Source organism: Streptomyces iconiensis (genome assembly GCF_028657195.3).
Lineage (GTDB): Bacteria > Actinomycetota > Actinomycetes > Streptomycetales > Streptomycetaceae > Streptomyces > Streptomyces iconiensis.
The window spans coordinates 50,677-67,186 of the sequence record NZ_JANCPR020000022.1 but is presented as its reverse complement, the minus strand read 5'-3'; the positions used below and the strand labels follow the sequence as shown (position 1 = coordinate 67,186).

The 16,510-nt window shown below is 69.9% G+C and carries 13 protein-coding genes; 3 read left to right on the top strand and 10 right to left on the bottom strand.

What is annotated here, in order from left to right:
* Positions 1 to 223 precede the first annotated feature (223 nt).
* The 4 genes from NMN56_RS22235 to NMN56_RS22220 form a co-directional block, all read right to left on the bottom strand.
* Complete coding sequence (locus NMN56_RS22235; protein WP_274040957.1) at positions 224 to 2,560, bottom strand: FtsX-like permease family protein; 2,337 nt, start codon at positions 2,558 to 2,560, stop codon at positions 224 to 226.
* Positions 2,557 to 3,303, bottom strand: coding sequence for an ABC transporter ATP-binding protein (locus NMN56_RS22230; protein ID WP_274040959.1), 747 nt, complete (start codon positions 3,301 to 3,303; stop codon positions 2,557 to 2,559). Before NMN56_RS22230 ends, NMN56_RS22235 begins: the two co-directional genes overlap by 4 nt.
* Entirely contained in the window at positions 3,300 to 3,824 is a 525-nt protein-coding gene (locus tag NMN56_RS22225; protein ID WP_274040960.1) for a PadR family transcriptional regulator, read from the bottom strand. Before NMN56_RS22225 ends, NMN56_RS22230 begins: the two co-directional genes overlap by 4 nt.
* A 275-nt stretch (positions 3,825 to 4,099) precedes the next feature.
* Positions 4,100 to 5,545: a catalase gene (locus NMN56_RS22220; protein ID WP_274040961.1), complete on the bottom strand. Its 1,446-nt coding sequence runs from the start codon at positions 5,543 to 5,545 to the stop codon at positions 4,100 to 4,102.
* Between the two features lie 230 nt (positions 5,546 to 5,775).
* Here NMN56_RS22220 and NMN56_RS22215 point away from each other — a divergent pair, with 230 nt between their 5' ends.
* Positions 5,776 to 7,584, top strand: a complete 1,809-nt coding sequence (locus tag NMN56_RS22215; RefSeq protein WP_274040962.1) for an alpha/beta hydrolase — start codon at positions 5,776 to 5,778, stop codon at positions 7,582 to 7,584.
* A 132-nt stretch (positions 7,585 to 7,716) separates the two neighbouring features.
* On the opposite strand, the gene NMN56_RS22210 is transcribed toward NMN56_RS22215, so the two are convergent.
* From NMN56_RS22210 to NMN56_RS22195, 4 genes are all read right to left on the bottom strand, one after another.
* Positions 7,717 to 9,150, bottom strand: a complete 1,434-nt coding sequence (locus tag NMN56_RS22210) for an AI-2E family transporter (protein WP_274040963.1) — start codon at positions 9,148 to 9,150, stop codon at positions 7,717 to 7,719.
* A 231-nt stretch (positions 9,151 to 9,381) separates the two neighbouring features.
* A complete protein-coding gene (locus NMN56_RS22205; protein WP_274041082.1) occupies positions 9,382 to 10,125 on the bottom strand; it encodes an aggregation-promoting factor C-terminal-like domain-containing protein in 744 nt (247 codons plus the stop codon).
* A 441-nt stretch (positions 10,126 to 10,566) separates the two neighbouring features.
* On the bottom strand, positions 10,567 to 11,892 hold the full coding sequence (gene phoH2, locus NMN56_RS22200) for an RNA 5'-3' helicase PhoH2 (RefSeq protein WP_274040964.1): 1,326 nt from the start codon (positions 11,890 to 11,892) through the stop codon (positions 10,567 to 10,569).
* 330 nt (positions 11,893 to 12,222) lie between these two features.
* Positions 12,223 to 12,984 (bottom strand): isoprenyl transferase, encoded by a 762-nt coding sequence (locus NMN56_RS22195; protein WP_274040965.1) that lies wholly within the window; start codon positions 12,982 to 12,984, stop codon positions 12,223 to 12,225.
* Positions 12,985 to 13,089: 105 nt separating this feature from the next.
* On the opposite strand from NMN56_RS22195, the gene mgrA reads away from it, so the two are divergent.
* Positions 13,090 to 14,175: an L-glyceraldehyde 3-phosphate reductase gene (gene mgrA, locus NMN56_RS22190; RefSeq protein WP_274040967.1), complete on the top strand. Its 1,086-nt coding sequence runs from the start codon at positions 13,090 to 13,092 to the stop codon at positions 14,173 to 14,175.
* Positions 14,176 to 14,359: 184 nt separating this feature from the next.
* Here the strand turns inward: mgrA and NMN56_RS22185 are convergent, their stop codons facing one another.
* Positions 14,360 to 15,112: a prepilin peptidase gene (locus NMN56_RS22185; protein WP_274041083.1), complete on the bottom strand. Its 753-nt coding sequence runs from the start codon at positions 15,110 to 15,112 to the stop codon at positions 14,360 to 14,362.
* Positions 15,113 to 15,127: 15 nt separating this feature from the next.
* Positions 15,128 to 16,099: a helix-turn-helix domain-containing protein gene (locus NMN56_RS22180; protein WP_274040969.1), complete on the bottom strand. Its 972-nt coding sequence runs from the start codon at positions 16,097 to 16,099 to the stop codon at positions 15,128 to 15,130.
* Between the two features lie 83 nt (positions 16,100 to 16,182).
* Here NMN56_RS22180 and NMN56_RS22175 point away from each other — a divergent pair, with 83 nt between their 5' ends.
* Positions 16,183 to 16,479 (top strand): hypothetical protein, encoded by a 297-nt coding sequence (locus NMN56_RS22175; RefSeq protein WP_274040970.1) that lies wholly within the window; start codon positions 16,183 to 16,185, stop codon positions 16,477 to 16,479.
* Positions 16,480 to 16,510: the final 31 nt, after the last annotated feature.

Genomic DNA, 16,510 nt, shown 5'->3' with positions numbered 1-16,510 from the left:
TGCTCCCCCGTTCCTTCCAGTTGGTTTCATGCTTACTCGTCGCTAGCAATGTGATAACACATTAACCGTGAAGCGCGGCCCTGGCCAGCACGGGGGGCCAGCCAGGGCCGCGCGTCTCACCGACTCCCCCTGGAGAGAGCCCCGTTCACACCGTCGCCGTACGGGCGCCGTACTCCGCCCGCCGTACGGGCGCTGCCCCCGCACGCGCCACGGGAGCCGCCCCTCACTCCGTGCGCAGTCCCTCCGGGCGCATCATCCGCCACAGCGGCGGCATGCTCAGCAGGGTCACGAGGGCGATCAGCCCGGCGCCGACCCCCGCCATCGGCAGGAACACCGTCCAGTCGCTGACCGGCCTCCCTATCACCCGCAGCAGCGTCCAGCCGAGGCCGAGGCCGAAGACGGAGGCCAGCGCGAGCCCGAGCACGACGGGCACGGCGGACTGCCACAGCACCGAGGCGCCCAGCGTGGTCCGGCGTGTCCCGAAGGCCACGAGCACCGCCAACTGCCGCCTGCGCTCGCGCAGTTGCTCCATCATCGAGACGATCATGCTCGCCCCTATCAGCAGCATCACCCCCGTGGCCCCGGCGAATACGGCGCGTCCCACACCGGTGAACTCGCTGGAGACCTCGGTCTGCCGCATCGGCATCACGCTCACCCCGGGGTCGTTGCGGAAGACCGTCGTCCGTACGTTCTCCAGCGCCTCCGGGTTCTGGCGGTCGGTGTCGAGCCATGCGACGTACACCGAGTCCAGCTGCTCGGTCTTCATCAGCGAAGGGGTCAGCAGGACGCCTTCATAGGGGTCTCCCCAGACCTGGCGGGTGGAGGTGACGTCCCGCGCCGAGCGGGGGATCTTCCAGGTGGCCGTGCCCTTGCCCGACGGCTTCTTGACCTTGAGGCCGGTGCCCCGGGGCGGCACGAGGTCGCTCTTGCCCTTCCCCGGCCCCCGGGCGAGGAAGGACTGTCCCTCGTGACAGGAGCCGATCTTCGCCATCTCGCGCAGCGTGGCGCAGCTGCCGACCACGACCGAGACCATTCCGTCCTCGGGCTTGTCCGGCCCCACCACCTCGGGATACGCCTCGACGTACCCCGTCGTCTTCCTGACGCCCTCGGTGTTGCGCAGCGAGCGGGTCATCGTCTCGCCCGCGGTCACCGAGCTCTTGTACGCGGTGACCTGGACCTGTGCCTCGTCGCTGTTCAGCCCGTTGTCCACCGTTCTGGTGCTCTCGGCCTGCACCCCCGCGAACAGCATCTGGAGCGCTATGGCCCCGGCCACCGCGATGGTGATCCCGCTGACGGCGCGGGTCGCGGTGCCGCTGCTGAGCTGGAGGCGCCGCACGGCGAGCTGCCAGGACAGGGAGCCGCCGCGCATCCGGGCCATGAGCCGCTCCACCAGCCAGGGCAGCAGCAGCGCCACCCCGCTGAGCAACAGCACGACACCGCTGGCGACCTGGAACTCGTTGGCCCCTCCCTCCTCCACCGAGTCGGCGAGCGGAAGCAGCAGCAGCATGCCGACGGCGGGCGCCACCAGCCGCCACCACAGCCTCCGGGGGCGCGTCTCGCTCTCCCTGACGACGCCCAGCGGCTCGATCGTGACGCCTCGCAGGGCGAAGAGCGTGACCGCGACGGCGACGGCGGGCACCCCGAGGAGCACGAGCGCGCCGAGTCCGGGCGAGGGCACGATGTCGGAGGGGAAGACGCTCAGTTTGAACAGCTCTATCCCGGCGGCGAGTTCCCTGGCCAGCACGAAGAACGCGCCTCCGAACGCCAGCCCCAGCAGCGCGCCCACCAGGGACTCGCCGGCCGCGATCCTGCGCGCCATGGCGGTGTCGGCGCCGATCAGCCGCAGTGCGGCCAACCGCCGGTCCCGCCGTTCACCTCCGAAACGCGCCGCCGCCCCGATCAGGACGGCGATCGGCATCGCCAGCACCGCACAGGCCACCACCCCGAGCAACACGACGACGGGTTCCATGGCCTGGCGTTCCCGCGTATTGCCGAAGGCGTCCACCCGCATCGCGGCATGGCCGGCCTTCAGGTCGTCGCTGCCCAGGTAGAAGGCGAGATCGGCTGGGCCCGAGAGCCCCTCGGGTGCGATGGTGCCGACGACGCGCGCATCGAGCCGTCTGGCCACCTCCCGGCCCTCGTCGGAGTCCAGCAGTTCCTGGAGCCGGGGTGAGACGACGACCTCGCCCGGCTTCGGGACCCGGTCCATCCCCGGCGGGGTGGCCGGGTGCCGGCCCTCGGCCTGGAGCGTCCTCCCGTAAAGCTCCATGCCGTGGTAGTCGGTGTTGGCGTCGCCCGTGAGCACCGAGGTGTCGCTGGGCGCCTTCAGCTGGTGGTCCTGGCCGGGGCCCAGCTCGCGTGCGTCCGTACGTGCCTGCCGCTCGTCGATCATGTGCGGCACCGAAGCCGCCAGCAGCAGCATCACCACGCCCAGCCCTACGCCGAGCCCGGTGAGGACCGTACGCGCCACGCTCTGTCTGCCCGTGAGCGCGAAGCGCGCGCCCATCGCCAGGTCCCGCGCCCACACACGCGTCCCCCCGGAACGCTGTGGGTCGGTCATACGGCGCCCGCCAACATGGTCATGTCGCGGGCCTTGCCGTCGCGGACGACGACCTCGCGGTCGGAGTACGCGGCGACGCGGGACTCGTGGGTGACGAGCACGACGGCCGCCTGGGTCTCGCGGGCCGCCTGGGTCAGCAGCTCCATCACACGTTCGCCGTTGAGGGAGTCCAGGGCTCCGGTCGGCTCGTCGGCGAAGACGACGCGCGGGTTGCCCGCGAGCGCGCGGGCTATCGCCACGCGCTGGCCCTGACCGCCGGAGACCTGCCCCGGCCTGTGGTGGCGTACGTCGTCGACCTCCAGGCGCTCCAGCCACTTCTTGGCGCCTGCCTCGGCGTCCTTGCGCCCGGCTCCCGCGAGGCGCATGGGCAGCGCCGCGTTCTCCAGGCAGGTCAGCTCGGGCACCAACTGGCCGAACTGGAACACGAACCCGAAGTCCCCCCTGCGCAGCGCGCTGCGCTGTGCGTCGGACATGGAGGAGACCTGCTGGTCCCGGTAGGTGACCGTCCCCGAGTCAGGGGGCACGATCCCGGCCAGGCAGTGCAGCAGCGTGGACTTGCCGGAGCCCGAGGGCCCCATCACGGCCACGACCTCGCCCGCGTTGATGCGGAAGTCCGCGCCGTCGAGCGCGACGGTCGTGCCGTAGACCTTGTGCAACCCCTCGGCCTGGAGCAGCACCCCTGCGCCACTGCCGGCGCCTGTGCTGTCGGCGTGGGCGGATGCGGTGTGGGCGACCGCAGTCATGCACGGACCTCCTTGGCGAGCTTGTCGAGACGGGCAGCCGCCGTCTCCAGCCAGCGCAGATCCGCTTCGAGGTGGAAGAGCGCGTGGTCACAGATGAGCTGGTCGGCGAGATCGCCCATGGTCTTGCGGCGGGTCAGTTCCCGCATCAGGCGCAGGTGCTCGGAGCGCTGGGTGTCCAGCAGCCCCTGGCCGTCGCGGCCGGTGAGCAGGGCGAGGACGAGCTTGGTGTAGAGGGTGCTCTGCAGGTACGGCTCCGGCTTCTCCGGCGTCGCGAGCCATCCCTCGACATCGGTGATCCCGGCGTCCGTGATGGCGTACCGCTTCCGCTCGGGACCGCCGCCCGCCTCTATGCCGTCGACCTCCACCAGTCCGTTCTTCAGGAGACGGGACATGGTCGAGTAGACCTGGCCGTAGTGGAGCGGCCGGTCGTGGCCGAACTTCTCGTCGAAGGTCCGCTTGAGGTCGTAACCGTGACGTGGCCCGGTCTCCAGGAGGCCGAGCAACGTGTGACTGATGGACATGCGGAGCACTCTACCCCATGCGTATACACGACGTGTATAGCTGAGAAGGGTGAAGCAGCACACGACGGGTGAAGCAGCGCGCTCAGCGACCGCTCCCGATCCAGGGCCAGAGCCAGAGCCAGAGCCAGAGCCAGAGCCAGGATTCAGGCCCGAGCACCCGGCCCCCTCCACACCAGCCCCTCCCCCTCCAGTCCGGGCCCTCCCCTCAGCGCGCCGCCGCCCCCGAGGAGACCCCGGGGGCGGCGGTGGAGTACGGGTCGGGCCCTGGCTGCCGGTCAGCCGCCGTTGACCTCGGCGGCGATCCGGTCGCCCAGCGCCTTGTCGACGTTGCGCCAGTACTGCACGGCCCGGTCGAGCACCGGCTTGCTGACCCCGTTCAGCAGATGGCCCGAGACATTGCGGACGAGCCGGTCACGGGCGTCGTCGTCCAGGACGTGCCGGACCATCGTGCCGGGCTGGCCCCAGTCGTCGTCGTCCCGGCGCAGCGTGTACGCGTGGCGGACCATCTCGCTCTCCTCCACGCTCCAGCCCGCGACGGGCGCCCTGTTCGGGTCGGCGGCGGGGCCACCGTAGGAGTTGGGCGCGTACGGCCTGGCCACGTTCGGTGTGACGTAGCGCATCGGTCCGTCCTTGGCGTACGAGTGCACAGGCGCGTGCGGCCTGTTGGGCGGCAGTTGCGCGTAGTTGGGCCCGATCCGGTAGCGGTGGGTGTCCGGGTACGAGAAGAGGCGCCCGAGGAGCATCTTGTCCGGTGACGGCGCGATACCGGGGACCAGGTTCGAGGGCTCGAACGCGGCCTGCTCGATGTGGATGAAGAAATCCTCGGGGTTCTTGTTGAGCGTCATGCGGCCGACCTCGATCTCGGGGTAGTCGCTGTGCGGCCACACCTTGGTGAGATCGAAGGGGTTGAAGCGGTAGTCGGGCGCGTCGTCGAACGGCATGACCTGGACCTTCAGCGTCCAGGACGGGTGGTCGCCGCGCTCGATGGCCTGCCACAGGTCCCTGCGGTGGCTGTCGGCGTCGTCGCCCGCGATCCGGTCGGCGTCCTCCTGGGTGAGGAACTCGATGCCCTGGTCGGTCTTGAAGTGGTACTTGACCCAGAACTTCTCGCCCCCCGCGTTGATCCACATGTAGGTGTGCGAGCTGTACCCGTTCATGTGCCGGTAGGTGCGCGGGATTCCGCGGTCGCCCATCAGCCAGGTGACCTGGTGCGCCGACTCGGGCGAGAGGGTCCAGAAGTCCCACTGCATGTCGTTGTCGCGCAGCCCGCTGCCGATGTGCCGCTTCTGGCTGCGGATGAAGTCCTGGAACTTGATGGTGTCGCGTACGAAGAAGACCGGGGTGTTGTTCCCGACCATGTCGTAGTTGCCGTGCTCGGTGTAGAACTTCAGCGCGAAGCCGCGCGGGTCCCGCCAGGTGTCCGGGCTGCCCTGCTCCCCCGCGACGGTGGAGAAGCGGGCCAGCATCTCGGTGCGCTTGCCGGGCTGGAAGAGGTCGGCCCTGGTGAACTGGCTGACGTCGTTGGTGACCTCGAAGACACCGTAGGCGCCGCTCCCTTTGGCGTGAACCACGCGCTCGGGGACGCGCTCACGGTTGAACTGCGCCATCTTCTCGATGGCGTAATGGTCCTGGAGCAGGATCGGTCCGTCGGCTCCTACGGTGAGCGAGTGCTCGTCGCTCTCCACCGGGATGCCGACGTTGTTGGTGGTGTAGTCGGTCATGGAGCGTCCTCCCGCGAACTGACGAGGGTGAGTACGGGATCCGGAACCGCGTCCCCCCAGGAAAACGCTCCGACGCTCTGTCGGCAAGCATTGGACAGGGTCCATTTCTGGAGCACGTACAGCGCCGGGCAACCTCCCCACCCCGACCTGCGTCAGCGATCCGGGAAGGCAGATACTGGACGGCCGAGACCGAACGGCGGTTCTCGGACGCGCACGTAGGAAAGTGAGTAATGGGACTGGCAGCGGACGGCGGCCCGGCGCGCCCGCGCCGCACGTGGCAGCGGCTGCGCGCCCTCGCCCGGCACCCCTACTGGGACCCGCCCGACGCCTCCTGGGTCGTACGCCGCTGGCCAGGGCTCACCGCGATGTGCGGCGCGACCCTCTTCTTCTGGCTCTCGCTCACCCCCTCGCTCGTACCGCGGCCGTGGGCGCTCCAGGGCGTCATCGGCGGCATCACCGCCGCCATGGGCTACGCCGTCGGTGCCCTGCTCGACTGGCTGGTGCGGCTCGCGCACCGGGGGCTGCGCCGGCTGCCGCCCGTACGCCGCCCGCCCGGGCTGTGGCGGTACGCGCGCTGGAGACCCGGGCAGCGTGCGCGTGCCCGTGCCTGGCTGGCGTACTACGTGCTGAGCGTCGTCCTCACCATCGCCGCGCTGTCCTGGAGCGCGGACGCGCAGCGCACGCTGAGGGCCCTTCAGGAGATGCCGGAGACCCTGACCTGGCACTCGATGATGATCGCGCTGATGGCCATCGGCATCTGCTGGTTCCTGCTGGCCGTCGCCCGCGCGATACGCCTGGCGACCCGCAAGCTGATCCGGCTGCTGGGCCGCTATGTGCCGCGGCCCGTTGCCATCGCGGCGGGGCTGGCGATCAGCGCCACGGTCGTCGTCTTCGGTGCCAGGGACGTGGTCTTCGACCGGGGCGTCATCGACATCGCCGCGCGCCTCGCGGAGAGCACGGACAAGGACACCAAGGACGGCATCGTGCAGTCCGGTTCGCGCTATGTCTCCGGCAGCCCCGACTCACTGGTCGCCTGGGACGACCTGGGCTACGAGGGCCGCAACTTCACCGGGTCCTCGCTCAGCGCCCGCCAGATCACCCGCGTCACCGGCAAGCCCGCCATCCAGCCGATCCGGGTCTACGTCGGTCAGGAGTCGGCCGAAGGGTTCAGGGAACGCGCACGGCTCGCAGTGGACGAGCTGGAGCGCACGGGCGCCTTCGACCGCGAGGTGCTGGCCATCGCGGGGACCACGGGCAGGGGCTGGGTCAACTCGACCGACGCCGAGCCGCTGGAGTACATGCACGGCGGTGACACCGCGATCGTCGCCGTGCAGTACTCCTACCTGCCCAGCTGGGTCTCGTTCCTCGTCGACAAGGAGCAGGCCGGCCGCGCCACCCGCGCCCTGGTCGAGGCGGTGCGCGAGCGCCGGCTCCAGCAGCCTCCGGAGCGGCGGCCTCAACTCGTCGTCTTCGGCGAGAGCCTGGGCGCCTATGGCATCGAAGCCTCGTTCGACGGTCCCGACGACATGCTGGCCAAGGTCGACGGTGCGCTGCTGGCCGGATCGCCGAACTTCTCGCCCATCCGCGAGGACCTCACCGACCACAGGGACCCCGGCAGTCCGGTATGGCGCCCGGAGTACAGAGAAGGGCGCAACTTCCGCTTCGCGCAGTGGCCGGAAAAGGACTTCGTGCGCGCCGGGCCGCTCTCGGAGTGGAAGCGGCCCCGCGTCGCCTATCTCCAGAACGCCTCGGACGCGATCGTGTGGTGGTCGCCCGACCTCGCCTTCACCCGGCCCGAGTGGCTGCGCCCTCCCGTGGGCCCCGACGTGACCGACTCGGTCAACTGGTTCCCGCTGGTCACCTTCTGGCAGACCAGCGTGGACATGGCCGTCTCCTACGCCGTCGGAGCCCCCCACGGCCACCGCTACGGCAACGGCTCCGTGACCGGGTGGGCGGCCGTCGCCCCCGCCGAGGGCTGGACCGAGGCGGACACGGCCCGCCTCCAGCGCCACATGGACAGCAGAGAAGCGCCGTACTGACGTACGGAGGCACCGTGCGCCTCCCGCGCACGGTGCCTCCCAGCGGGCCGGTACGCGCTCCCGGCCCCGTTCTCGCTGTCCCCCGTTACGAGCCGCGTGCTCAGCGCGCAGGAGCCGCGTCCTCCGGCGGGATCACTTACGGGCCGCGTCCTCCGGCCCGTTCCCCTCAGCCGGGGGCGTGCCCGCGTCCTGCTCCCCCGGTCCTTCCGTCCCGTCGTCCTCTCTCTGCGCCTCGGCCTCCCGCAGTTGGCGCATGGCCTGTTCCTGCGCGTACCCCTTCAGATAGCCGACCACGGTGTTGAGGACGGCGACCAGCGGGACGGAGACGACGGCGCCGGGGATGCCGGCGATCAGACCGCCGCCCGTCACGGACAGCACCACGGCCAGCGGGTGCACCCGCACGAGGCGGCCCAGGATGAACGGCTGGAGGATGTGGCTCTCGATCTGCTGGACGACCAGGACGACGGCCAGCGCGAGCAGCGCGGTGAACGGGCCGTTGGTGACGAGCGCGACGACGACGGCCAGCGCTCCGGAGATCACCGCGCCCACGATGGGGATGAACGCGAACAGGAAGATGAAGACGGCCAGTGGCACGGCCATCGGCACTTCGAGGAAGTAGAGGCCGATCCCGATGAAGACGGCGTCGATGAGGGCCACTATCACCGTGCCCCGCACATAGCCGGTGAGCGTGGCCCAGGCGCGCGGCCCCGCACCCGCGACGCCGTCACGCGCCGTGTAGGGGACGAACTTGAGCGCCCAGTTCCAGATACGGCGGCCGTCGTAGAGCAGGAAGAGGGTCACGAACATCGTCAGCAGCGCGCCGGAGAGGAACTCGACGACGACGGTGACGCCCTCGATACCGGCGGTGGTGACTTCCTTGCTGTTGTCACCGAGCCAGTCGCTGAGGTTCTTGGCGATGTCGTTGATCTGGTCCTCGGAGACATGGAACGGACCGTTCAGCGCCCAGCTCTTCAGCTCCTGGATACCGTCCTGCACCTTGTCGGTGAGGGTGTCGAGGTTCTCCATGACCTGCCACACCACGAACCAGCCGACCAGGCCCATCACGATGAAGCCGCCGATGAACGTGATCGCGGTGGCGAGTCCGCGTGCCAGCCCGACGCGCCGCAGCCGCGCGACGGTCGGCTGGAGCAGCGCGGTGATCAGCAGTCCGGCGGAGAACGCGATGATCAGCAGGCTTATGGTGCTGACGACCTTCATCAGCACCCAGATGACACCGGCGAGCACCAGCAGCCGCCACCCGGCCTCGGCGGCGACCCGCATCCCCCACGGCACGGCTGCCGCGGGCTCGGGCTTGGCCGCTATGGCGGGGGCGTACTTCGGCGGCGGGGGCACATAGTCGCGCGCACGGGCCGACTTACGTGCCCCGACGTCCGCCTCGGCGTCGGCCTGGGCACGCCCCGCCGCCTCGTTGGACACCTGCGGATCGACATCCGGCCCCGCGGGCCCGTCGGGTGCCCCTGGCTCGCCCTCCTCAGCGCGCCGCTCGGCCGCCTTCGCGGCCCAGCGACCCACGGCCGACCTGAGCCTGTCCATTCTGCTCGTCATTCCGCTTCCTCCGCCCCCCTGGCCATTGGCTTCGCCGTGTGAGGGACGACGTTACCCGCGCTCATGGTTGCTTCTTCACCGGACGCGACGGGGGGCGCCCGTCACGGTGAGGCGGCCAGGTGAGGCGTCGGGGGACCGTGACGCACGAATGCCCCCCGCTGAACCGGACGGGCCGGACCGCGAGGGGCATCGCACTGAGCCGTGACGGCTCGCAAAGCTATGGGGTATGGCTCAGTACCAGTGGTTCGCCTGCCAGAACTGCCACGCGCCACAGGGGCTGTCGTAGCGGTCGTTCATGTAGTTCAGGCCCCACTTGATCTGAGTGGCGGGGTTGGTCTTCCAGTCGGCGCCGGCCGAGGCCATCTTCGTACCGGGCAGCGCCTGGACAAGACCGTAGGCACCGGAAGAAGCGTTGGTCGCCTGGTAGTTCCAGCCGGACTCGCGCTCGACGATCTCCGAGAAGCACTGGTACTGCCCGCCGCCGACGATCTGCTTGGCCATCGCCTGGACTTCGGACGTGGAGTACGAGGACTTCTGGGCGAAGTCACCGGGGTCGGACCGGGACTCAGAACGGCTGGACGCCGTCTTGATCTTCTCCCGCTCCTTGGCCTTCTTCGCCGCCTTCTTGGCCGCGGCTTCCTTCTCTGCCTGGGCCTTCTTGTCCGCTGCGTCCTTGGCGGCCTGCTTGCGGGCGGCTTCCTCGGCGGACTTCTTCGCCTCGGCATCAGCAGCCGAGGACGCTGTGTCCGCCTGCTGCGTCAGGGACGCCGTCTGCACCTGGGCCTGTTGGCCCGCCGGTATGTCCTCTAGGAGCGTCGCCTCAGCGGCTGTGGCCTCGACATCGTTCGACGTCTGGCCCTGGTCGCTGCCTGCGGCAACCCCGACGACGGCGCCGACGGTGGTGACCGCGGTGGCGGACGCCACGGCGAATCCCCGGACCGAAATCCGAGCAGTCACACGGTTTCCTTCCAACATGCCCGCTGGGGTGACCTCGCGGGCGCAATCGTGCCCCTGGCGCTGACCTCCCTCGTACATGGCCACGAGAGGTACTGGCCCGGTTGGGCACCCCGGGTGGGGAGCCCGCGTGGTACTTCGGGCGGCATACGGCGTTGCTGCTGTTCAGTTCTGTACTGCCTTGCGGTGCCGCGCCCTTGGGGGTGCGGCGGTGCCGTATGCGGGGCCTGACAGAAACCACACCCTGCCGGACGCGGACGCACAGAAGCAATTCCATGTTGAGTGGGAAAGCTCACAGGGCGTTTGGGGCTGAGGTTTCGCGGAAACACGGGCGTAGCCGGACCTCCTGCGGTTAGGCTGCTCCGCCCTCCCACGAGAGACCCGGCTACACCGGTCTGCTCAATTCCCGCTATGCGCCCCTGGTTGACGCTCTTTCGCCTATCGTATGGGGCGCTCTTCGCGTCATACGCGGCCCTCTTCGAGCATTTCGGTGACCAGCGCGGCAATGGGCGAACGCTCCGAGCGGGTCAGGGTGATGTGGGAGAAGAGGGGATGCCCCTTCAGCCGCTCGACCACGGCCACCACTCCGTCGTAGCGCCCCACCCTCAGGTTGTCGCGCTGCGCCACGTCGTGCGTGAGCACCACCCGTGACCCGGTACCGATCCGCGAGAGCACGGTCAGCAGTACGTTCCGCTCCAGCGACTGCGCCTCGTCGACGATGACGAAGGCATCGTGCAGCGAACGGCCCCTGATGTGGGTGAGCGGCAGCACCTCCAGCATTCCGCGCCCGACGACCTCGTCGATGACCTCACGGCTCGTGACGGCCGACAGGGTGTCGAACACCGCCTGCGCCCACGGGTTCATCTTCTCGGCCTCGGTGCCCGGCAGGTACCCCAGGTCCTGTCCGCCCACCGCGTACAGCGGCCTGAAGACCATCACCTTGCTGTGCTGCCCGCGCTCCAGGACGGCCTCCAGGCCCGCGCAGAGTGCGAGCGCGCTCTTGCCCGTGCCCGCGCGCCCGCCCATCGACAGGATGCCGACCTCGGGGTCGAGCAGCAGATCGAGTGCGATGCGCTGTTCGGCGCTCCTGCCCTTGATGCCGAACGCCTCGCGGTCGCCGCGCACCAGCTTGATGCGCCCGTCGGCCGTGACCCTGCCCAGCGCCTTGCCCTTCTCCGACTGGAGCACCAGGCCCGTGTGCACGGGCAGTTCGGGCGCGTCCAGGGGTACGGGCACGCTCTCGGCGGCGAACAGCTCGTCGATGTCCTCGCCGGGGAGGGTGAGTTCGGCCATGCCGGTCCAGCCGGAGTCGGTGATGGCCAGCTCGGCGCGGTACTCCTCGGCCAGCAGGCCGACCGAGGACGCCTTGATGCGCAGGGGCAGGTCCTTGGAGACGACGGTGACGTCGAACCCCTCGGCCTGGAGGTTCCTGGCGACGGCCAGGATCCGTGAGTCGTTGTCCCCCAGTCTGAAGCCGGCCGGCAACACCGTGGTGTCCGAATGGTTCAGCTCGACCCTGAGCGTGCCGCCCTGGTCGCTGAGTGGGATGGGCGCGTCGAGCCTTCCGTACCTGATGCGGTACTCGTCGAGGCGGCGGAGAGCCTGCCGGGCGAAATAACCTAGCTCCGGATGCTGGCGTTTGGCCTCCAGCTCGGTGACGACGACCACGGGGAGCACAACCTCGTGCTCTTCAAAACGGTCCATGGCCGCCGGGTCCGCGAGCAGCACGCTGGTGTCGATGACATACGTGCGCCGGTCGGACTCGCTGCGCTTCTTGCTGATCACCACGGTTGGACGTACCCCCTCGGATGAGGTCGGGGAGCGACGGCGTCGCGGGGGAAGAGACCGGACCTGACCCGTATGGCACGGGCCGGGTACCGGCCCTCCGCGTCCTCCGTCCGGACCACGCGCGCGAGGTGCTGCACGCGGTCCCGGCGGGCGTCCGTGGTGTGCAATCGGGCCTCCCGGTGACCGCCACCCATAGAAGGGGTGCGGTCTTGAGGGGATATTCCCCCGGGAGTGGTGGAGCATGCAACGGCCCGGTATGCCCGCACTCAGCGGGCATACCGGGCCAAAGCTTGCTTCTCGCTCTCCGTGCGTTCGCTCTCCGCCGGGAGATCAGTTCCCGTAGCGGCGGTGGCGCTCCCCGTAGTCACGCAGCGCGCGCAGGAAGTCGACCTTGCGGAAGCCGGGCCAGAAGACTTCGCAGAAGTAGTACTCGGAGTGCGCGCTCTGCCAGAGCATGAAGCCCGAGAGGCGCTGCTCACCGCTGGTACGGATGATGAGGTCGGGGTCGGGCTGGCCCCGGGTGTAGAGGTGCTTGGAGATGTCCTCGACCGTGAGGTTCTCCGCGCAGTCGTCCAGGCTCACCCCGTGCGCCGCACGGTCCATGAGGAGGGAGCGGACGGCGTCGGTGATCTCCTGTCGTCCGCCGTAGCCGACGGCGACGTTCACGAGTATCCCGTCGACGTCCCCCGCCTTCTGCTCGGCCTCCTTGAGCACCTGCTGGGTGCTGTCGGGCAGCAGGTCCAGCTGGCCCACGTGGTGGACGCGCCAGCGGCCGTCGGCCGCCAGGTCGCGGACGGTGTCCTCGATGATGCCGACGAGGGGCAGCAGCTCGCTGTCGGGGCGGTGGAGGTTGTCCGTCGACAGGAGCCAGAGTGTGACGACCTCGACATCGGTCTCCGAGCACCAGCCGAGCAGCTCCTGGATCTTCTCGGCACCTGCCTGGTGGCCCTGCTCGGCCGTACCGCCGGAAGCGCGTGCCCAGCGCCGGTTCCCGTCGAGGATGACGCCGATGTGCTTGGGCACCTGTGCGTGGTCGAGACGGTCCTCAACCCGGCGCGCATAGAGCTTGTACACCAGGTCGCGCAGCTTCATGGGAATGCCAGCCCCTCCGTGCCGAGTCGGAATTCCAGAACCTTACTGCCGTTCGGGCTGACGTACGAAGCCGGGCCGGTCAGGGGTGGTGATAGGAAAAGGCATATGACTCACGGCACCTCATACCCCACGCCGATCCCTTCGGCGGTCCCCTCGGACACGCTCTACCGGGCCGAAGGAACGCGCTACGACACGATGGAGTACCGCCGTACGGGCCGCTCGGGGCTGAAGCTCCCGGCCATCTCGCTCGGCCTGTGGCACAACTTCGGCGACGACCGCGCCCTGGAGACCCAGCGCGCCATCCTGCGCCGCGCTTTCGACCTGGGCATCACCCACTTCGACCTCGCCAACAACTACGGCCCGCCGCCCGGCTCAGCCGAGCTGAACTTCGGCCGGCTGTTCGCGCAGGACTTTCGCCCTTATCGTGATGAATTGGTCATATCCACCAAGGCCGGCTATCTGATGCACCCGGGACCCTACGGAGAGTGGGGCTCGCGCAAGTACCTGCTGTCCTCCCTCGACGCGTCGCTCAGCCGCATGGGCCTCGACCACGTCGACATCTTCTACTCGCACCGCTTCGACCCCGACACCCCGCTGGAAGAGACGATGGGGGCCCTCGCCACCGCCGTCCAGCAGGGCAAGGCCCTGTACGCCGGCATCTCCTCCTACAACGCCGCACGCACCCGCGAAGCGGCCAGGCTGCTACGGGAGATGGGAGTGCCCGCGCTCATCCACCAGCCCTCCTACTCGATGATCAACAGGTGGACCGAGGACGACGGGCTCCTCGACGCGCTGGAGGACGAGGGCATGGGCTGCATCTCGTTCGCGCCACTCGCGCAGGGGCTGCTCACCGACAAGTACCTCGCCGGGGTCCCCGAGGGCTCCCGGGCCTCCCAGGGCAAGTCCCTGGACCCCGCCCTCCTCACCGACGAGGTCGTACGGCGCCTGCGCGGCCTGCACGCCCTCGCCGAGCGCCGCGGCCAGTCCCTCGCCCAACTCGCACTGCGCTGGGTGCTGCGCGATCCCCGTATGACCTCGGCGCTCATCGGCGCGAGCAGCGTGGCCCAACTCGACACCAACGTCGCCGCGTTGCGCGCCGCGCCGCTCGACGACGCCGAGCTGCGCGAGATCGACGAACTCGCCGTGAGCGAGCCCGGCACCAACATCTGGTCGGCGAGCAGCTCCGCCTGACGGGAAGGGAACGAGAAGGGGCCCGTGGAGCCGGGCCCCGGAGGAGCGCGAGCCCCTCAGAACGTAAAAGCGGGCCGGTCCGTGGGGGGATACGGACCGGCCCGAGGGGGGGTTTCCACCTTAGCCCCTCACACACGATGATCCGCACACGAACGACCGTGTCGTGCAAGCGGATCGGCGCCGTTCAGACGGCGAGACCACCCAGTACGGCGCCCCCCAGAGCCCCGAGCACCATGAACGGGCCGAAGGCCAGATCCGTGCCGCGCGCGGCACGCCCGGCCAGCATCAGCGCGACGCCATACAGGGCCAACAGCAGAAAGCCGAGGAAGGCTCCGGCGAAGAGCACCCCCCAGCCGTACCACCCAAGGGCTACCCCGAGCGTGAGCGCGAGCTTGACGTCCCCGAAGCCCATGCCGCGCGGGTGGACGAGGTGGAGCACATAGAAGGACCCCGCCAGCACCACGCCCCCCAGGAGCGCGCCCCGCCAACTGCCCCCGGCGGCAGGCAGCAGCGCCGCGAGCCCGAGCAGTGCGGCCGTTCCGCCTGCGAGGGGGAGGGTGAGGAGGTCGGGCAGCCGCCGCACGCGGAGGTCGACGGCGGCGAGCAGCAGCGCGCACGGGGCCGCCAGCAGCCATACGGCCAGTTCGGGACGGAGGCCGACGGCGGCGGCCAGTGCGGCGCACACAAGTGCGCCCACAAGGACAAGAGCACTCCCGCCGCTCCCGTACGCCCCCGTACGGCCCTGGTGTACGGCGCACTCGGGACACCGTGCGGGCCCGAGGCTGCCGCGTAACCCCCGGCGCAGCGGGTGCCCTTCGGGGCACGTACGCCGCCAGGGCTCGTCGGGTTCGACGGCGAGGCGGTACACGGCACGCGGCAACAGCGCACCCGCCGCGGCTCCGTACGCGGCGGCGCCCGTAAGCAGTACCCATGGCAGCGACACGCGGTGAGCCTACGGGGCCGTACCGGAGCCCCGGAACGTGCGGCGGTACGCCTGCGGAGTCGTATCGAGCCGCCGCAGGAAGTGGTGCCGCAGCGCTGCCGCGTTGCCGAATCCGGCGCGCGCCGCCACCGCGTCGACGGTCAGCGCCGTGTCCTCCAGCAGATGCTGCGCGAGCAGCAGCCGCTGGCCGAGCATCCACTGGTACGGCGTCGTACCGGTCTCCTGATGGAAGCGGCGCGCGAACGTACGGGGCGCCAAGTGCACGTGCGCGGCGAGGAGTTCGACGGTCATCTCCTCGTCGAGGTGCTCCTGCATCCACGTCAGCGCCGTGCCGATGGCGTCTTCCCCGCGCACGGCGGGCAACGGGTGCTCGATGTACTGCGCCTGGCCGCCGTCGCGGTGCGGCGGTACGACCATGCGCCGTGCGACGGCGTTGGCGACCTTGCTGCCCTCCGCCTCGCGCAGGAGATGCAGGCACGCGTCGATCCCGGCTGCCGTGCCGGCCGAGGTGATGACGGGGCCCGCGTCGACGTACAGCACATCGGGCTCGATACATGCCGTGGGATGGCGAAGGGCGAGGTTGTCGACGTGCATCCAGTGTGTCGTGCACCGGCGCCCGTCCAGCAGCCCTGCGGCTCCCAGCACGAAAGCCCCCGTGCAGACGCTGAGTACGCGCGCTCCCCTGTCGACGGCGTCCCGAAGCGCCTGGAGGAGCGGTTCGGGAAAGCCGTCGCGCGTGGCGTAGTCGCGCCCAGCGGGCACCGCGATCAGGTCGGCCTCCGCGAGACGTTCGAGGCCGTACGGGGTGTTCATGGTCACGCCCGGATTGACCCGCAGCGGCTGGGGTTCGGCCGCGACGAGCGCGAAGTCCTGGACGGGCAGCCCCTGGTCGCTGCGGTCGGCGCCGAACACCTCACAGAGGACGCCGAGTTCGAACGCGTTCACCTCGTGAAGCAGCACGGCTGCCACGTTCTTCAGCATGCTGCCCAGTGTGGCAGCAATTCGACGACAGTGGACTGTGCTGCCACTGCCGGGAAATGGACGACCCGGCCAGCCTGGAAGGCATGGAACACCTCCTCGCAAACACAGCGGACATCACCCTGACCGTCCTCGTGCTGGTGGGCCTCACCACGCTGCTGGCACTCCCCGCGCTGCTCGGCCAGCGCCGCGAGTGGCGCGTCGACCGGCAGCTGCGGGACGCCGAGCGCGGCGCGTACGACCCCGCGCCCGGGGGCGGCTCGGGCAACGGTCGTAGGGAAGACCTCGTCGCGATTCATCTCACATCGCGCGATACCCCCGGAACGCGGCAGCGCCGCCACCTGCACCGCAGCCTGAATCAGGGGCCACAGCAGGCACGTTAACCACCTGCCGCTGTCAGTGCGGGCCCGTACT

Excerpts from the sequence above, each read along its gene's own strand:
- NMN56_RS22225 (WP_274040960.1), bottom strand. The coding sequence starts at position 3,824 with ATGTCCATCAGTCACACGTTGCTCGGCCTCCTGGAGACCGGGCCACGT.
- NMN56_RS22180 (WP_274040969.1), bottom strand. The coding sequence starts at position 16,099 with ATGCTGAAGAACGTGGCAGCCGTGCTGCTTCACGAGGTGAACGCGTTC.
- NMN56_RS22195 (WP_274040965.1), bottom strand. The coding sequence starts at position 12,984 with ATGAAGCTGCGCGACCTGGTGTACAAGCTCTATGCGCGCCGGGTTGAG.
- NMN56_RS22175 (WP_274040970.1), top strand. The coding sequence starts at position 16,183 with ATGGAACACCTCCTCGCAAACACAGCGGACATCACCCTGACCGTCCTC.
- NMN56_RS22230 (WP_274040959.1), bottom strand. The coding sequence starts at position 3,303 with ATGACTGCGGTCGCCCACACCGCATCCGCCCACGCCGACAGCACAGGC.
- NMN56_RS22205 (WP_274041082.1), bottom strand. The coding sequence starts at position 10,125 with ATGTTGGAAGGAAACCGTGTGACTGCTCGGATTTCGGTCCGGGGATTC.
- mgrA (WP_274040967.1), top strand. The coding sequence starts at position 13,090 with ATGACTCACGGCACCTCATACCCCACGCCGATCCCTTCGGCGGTCCCC.
- NMN56_RS22235 (WP_274040957.1), bottom strand. The coding sequence starts at position 2,560 with ATGACCGACCCACAGCGTTCCGGGGGGACGCGTGTGTGGGCGCGGGAC.
- NMN56_RS22220 (WP_274040961.1), bottom strand. The coding sequence starts at position 5,545 with ATGACCGACTACACCACCAACAACGTCGGCATCCCGGTGGAGAGCGAC.
- NMN56_RS22210 (WP_274040963.1), bottom strand. The coding sequence starts at position 9,150 with ATGACGAGCAGAATGGACAGGCTCAGGTCGGCCGTGGGTCGCTGGGCC.
- NMN56_RS22215 (WP_274040962.1), top strand. The coding sequence starts at position 5,776 with ATGGGACTGGCAGCGGACGGCGGCCCGGCGCGCCCGCGCCGCACGTGG.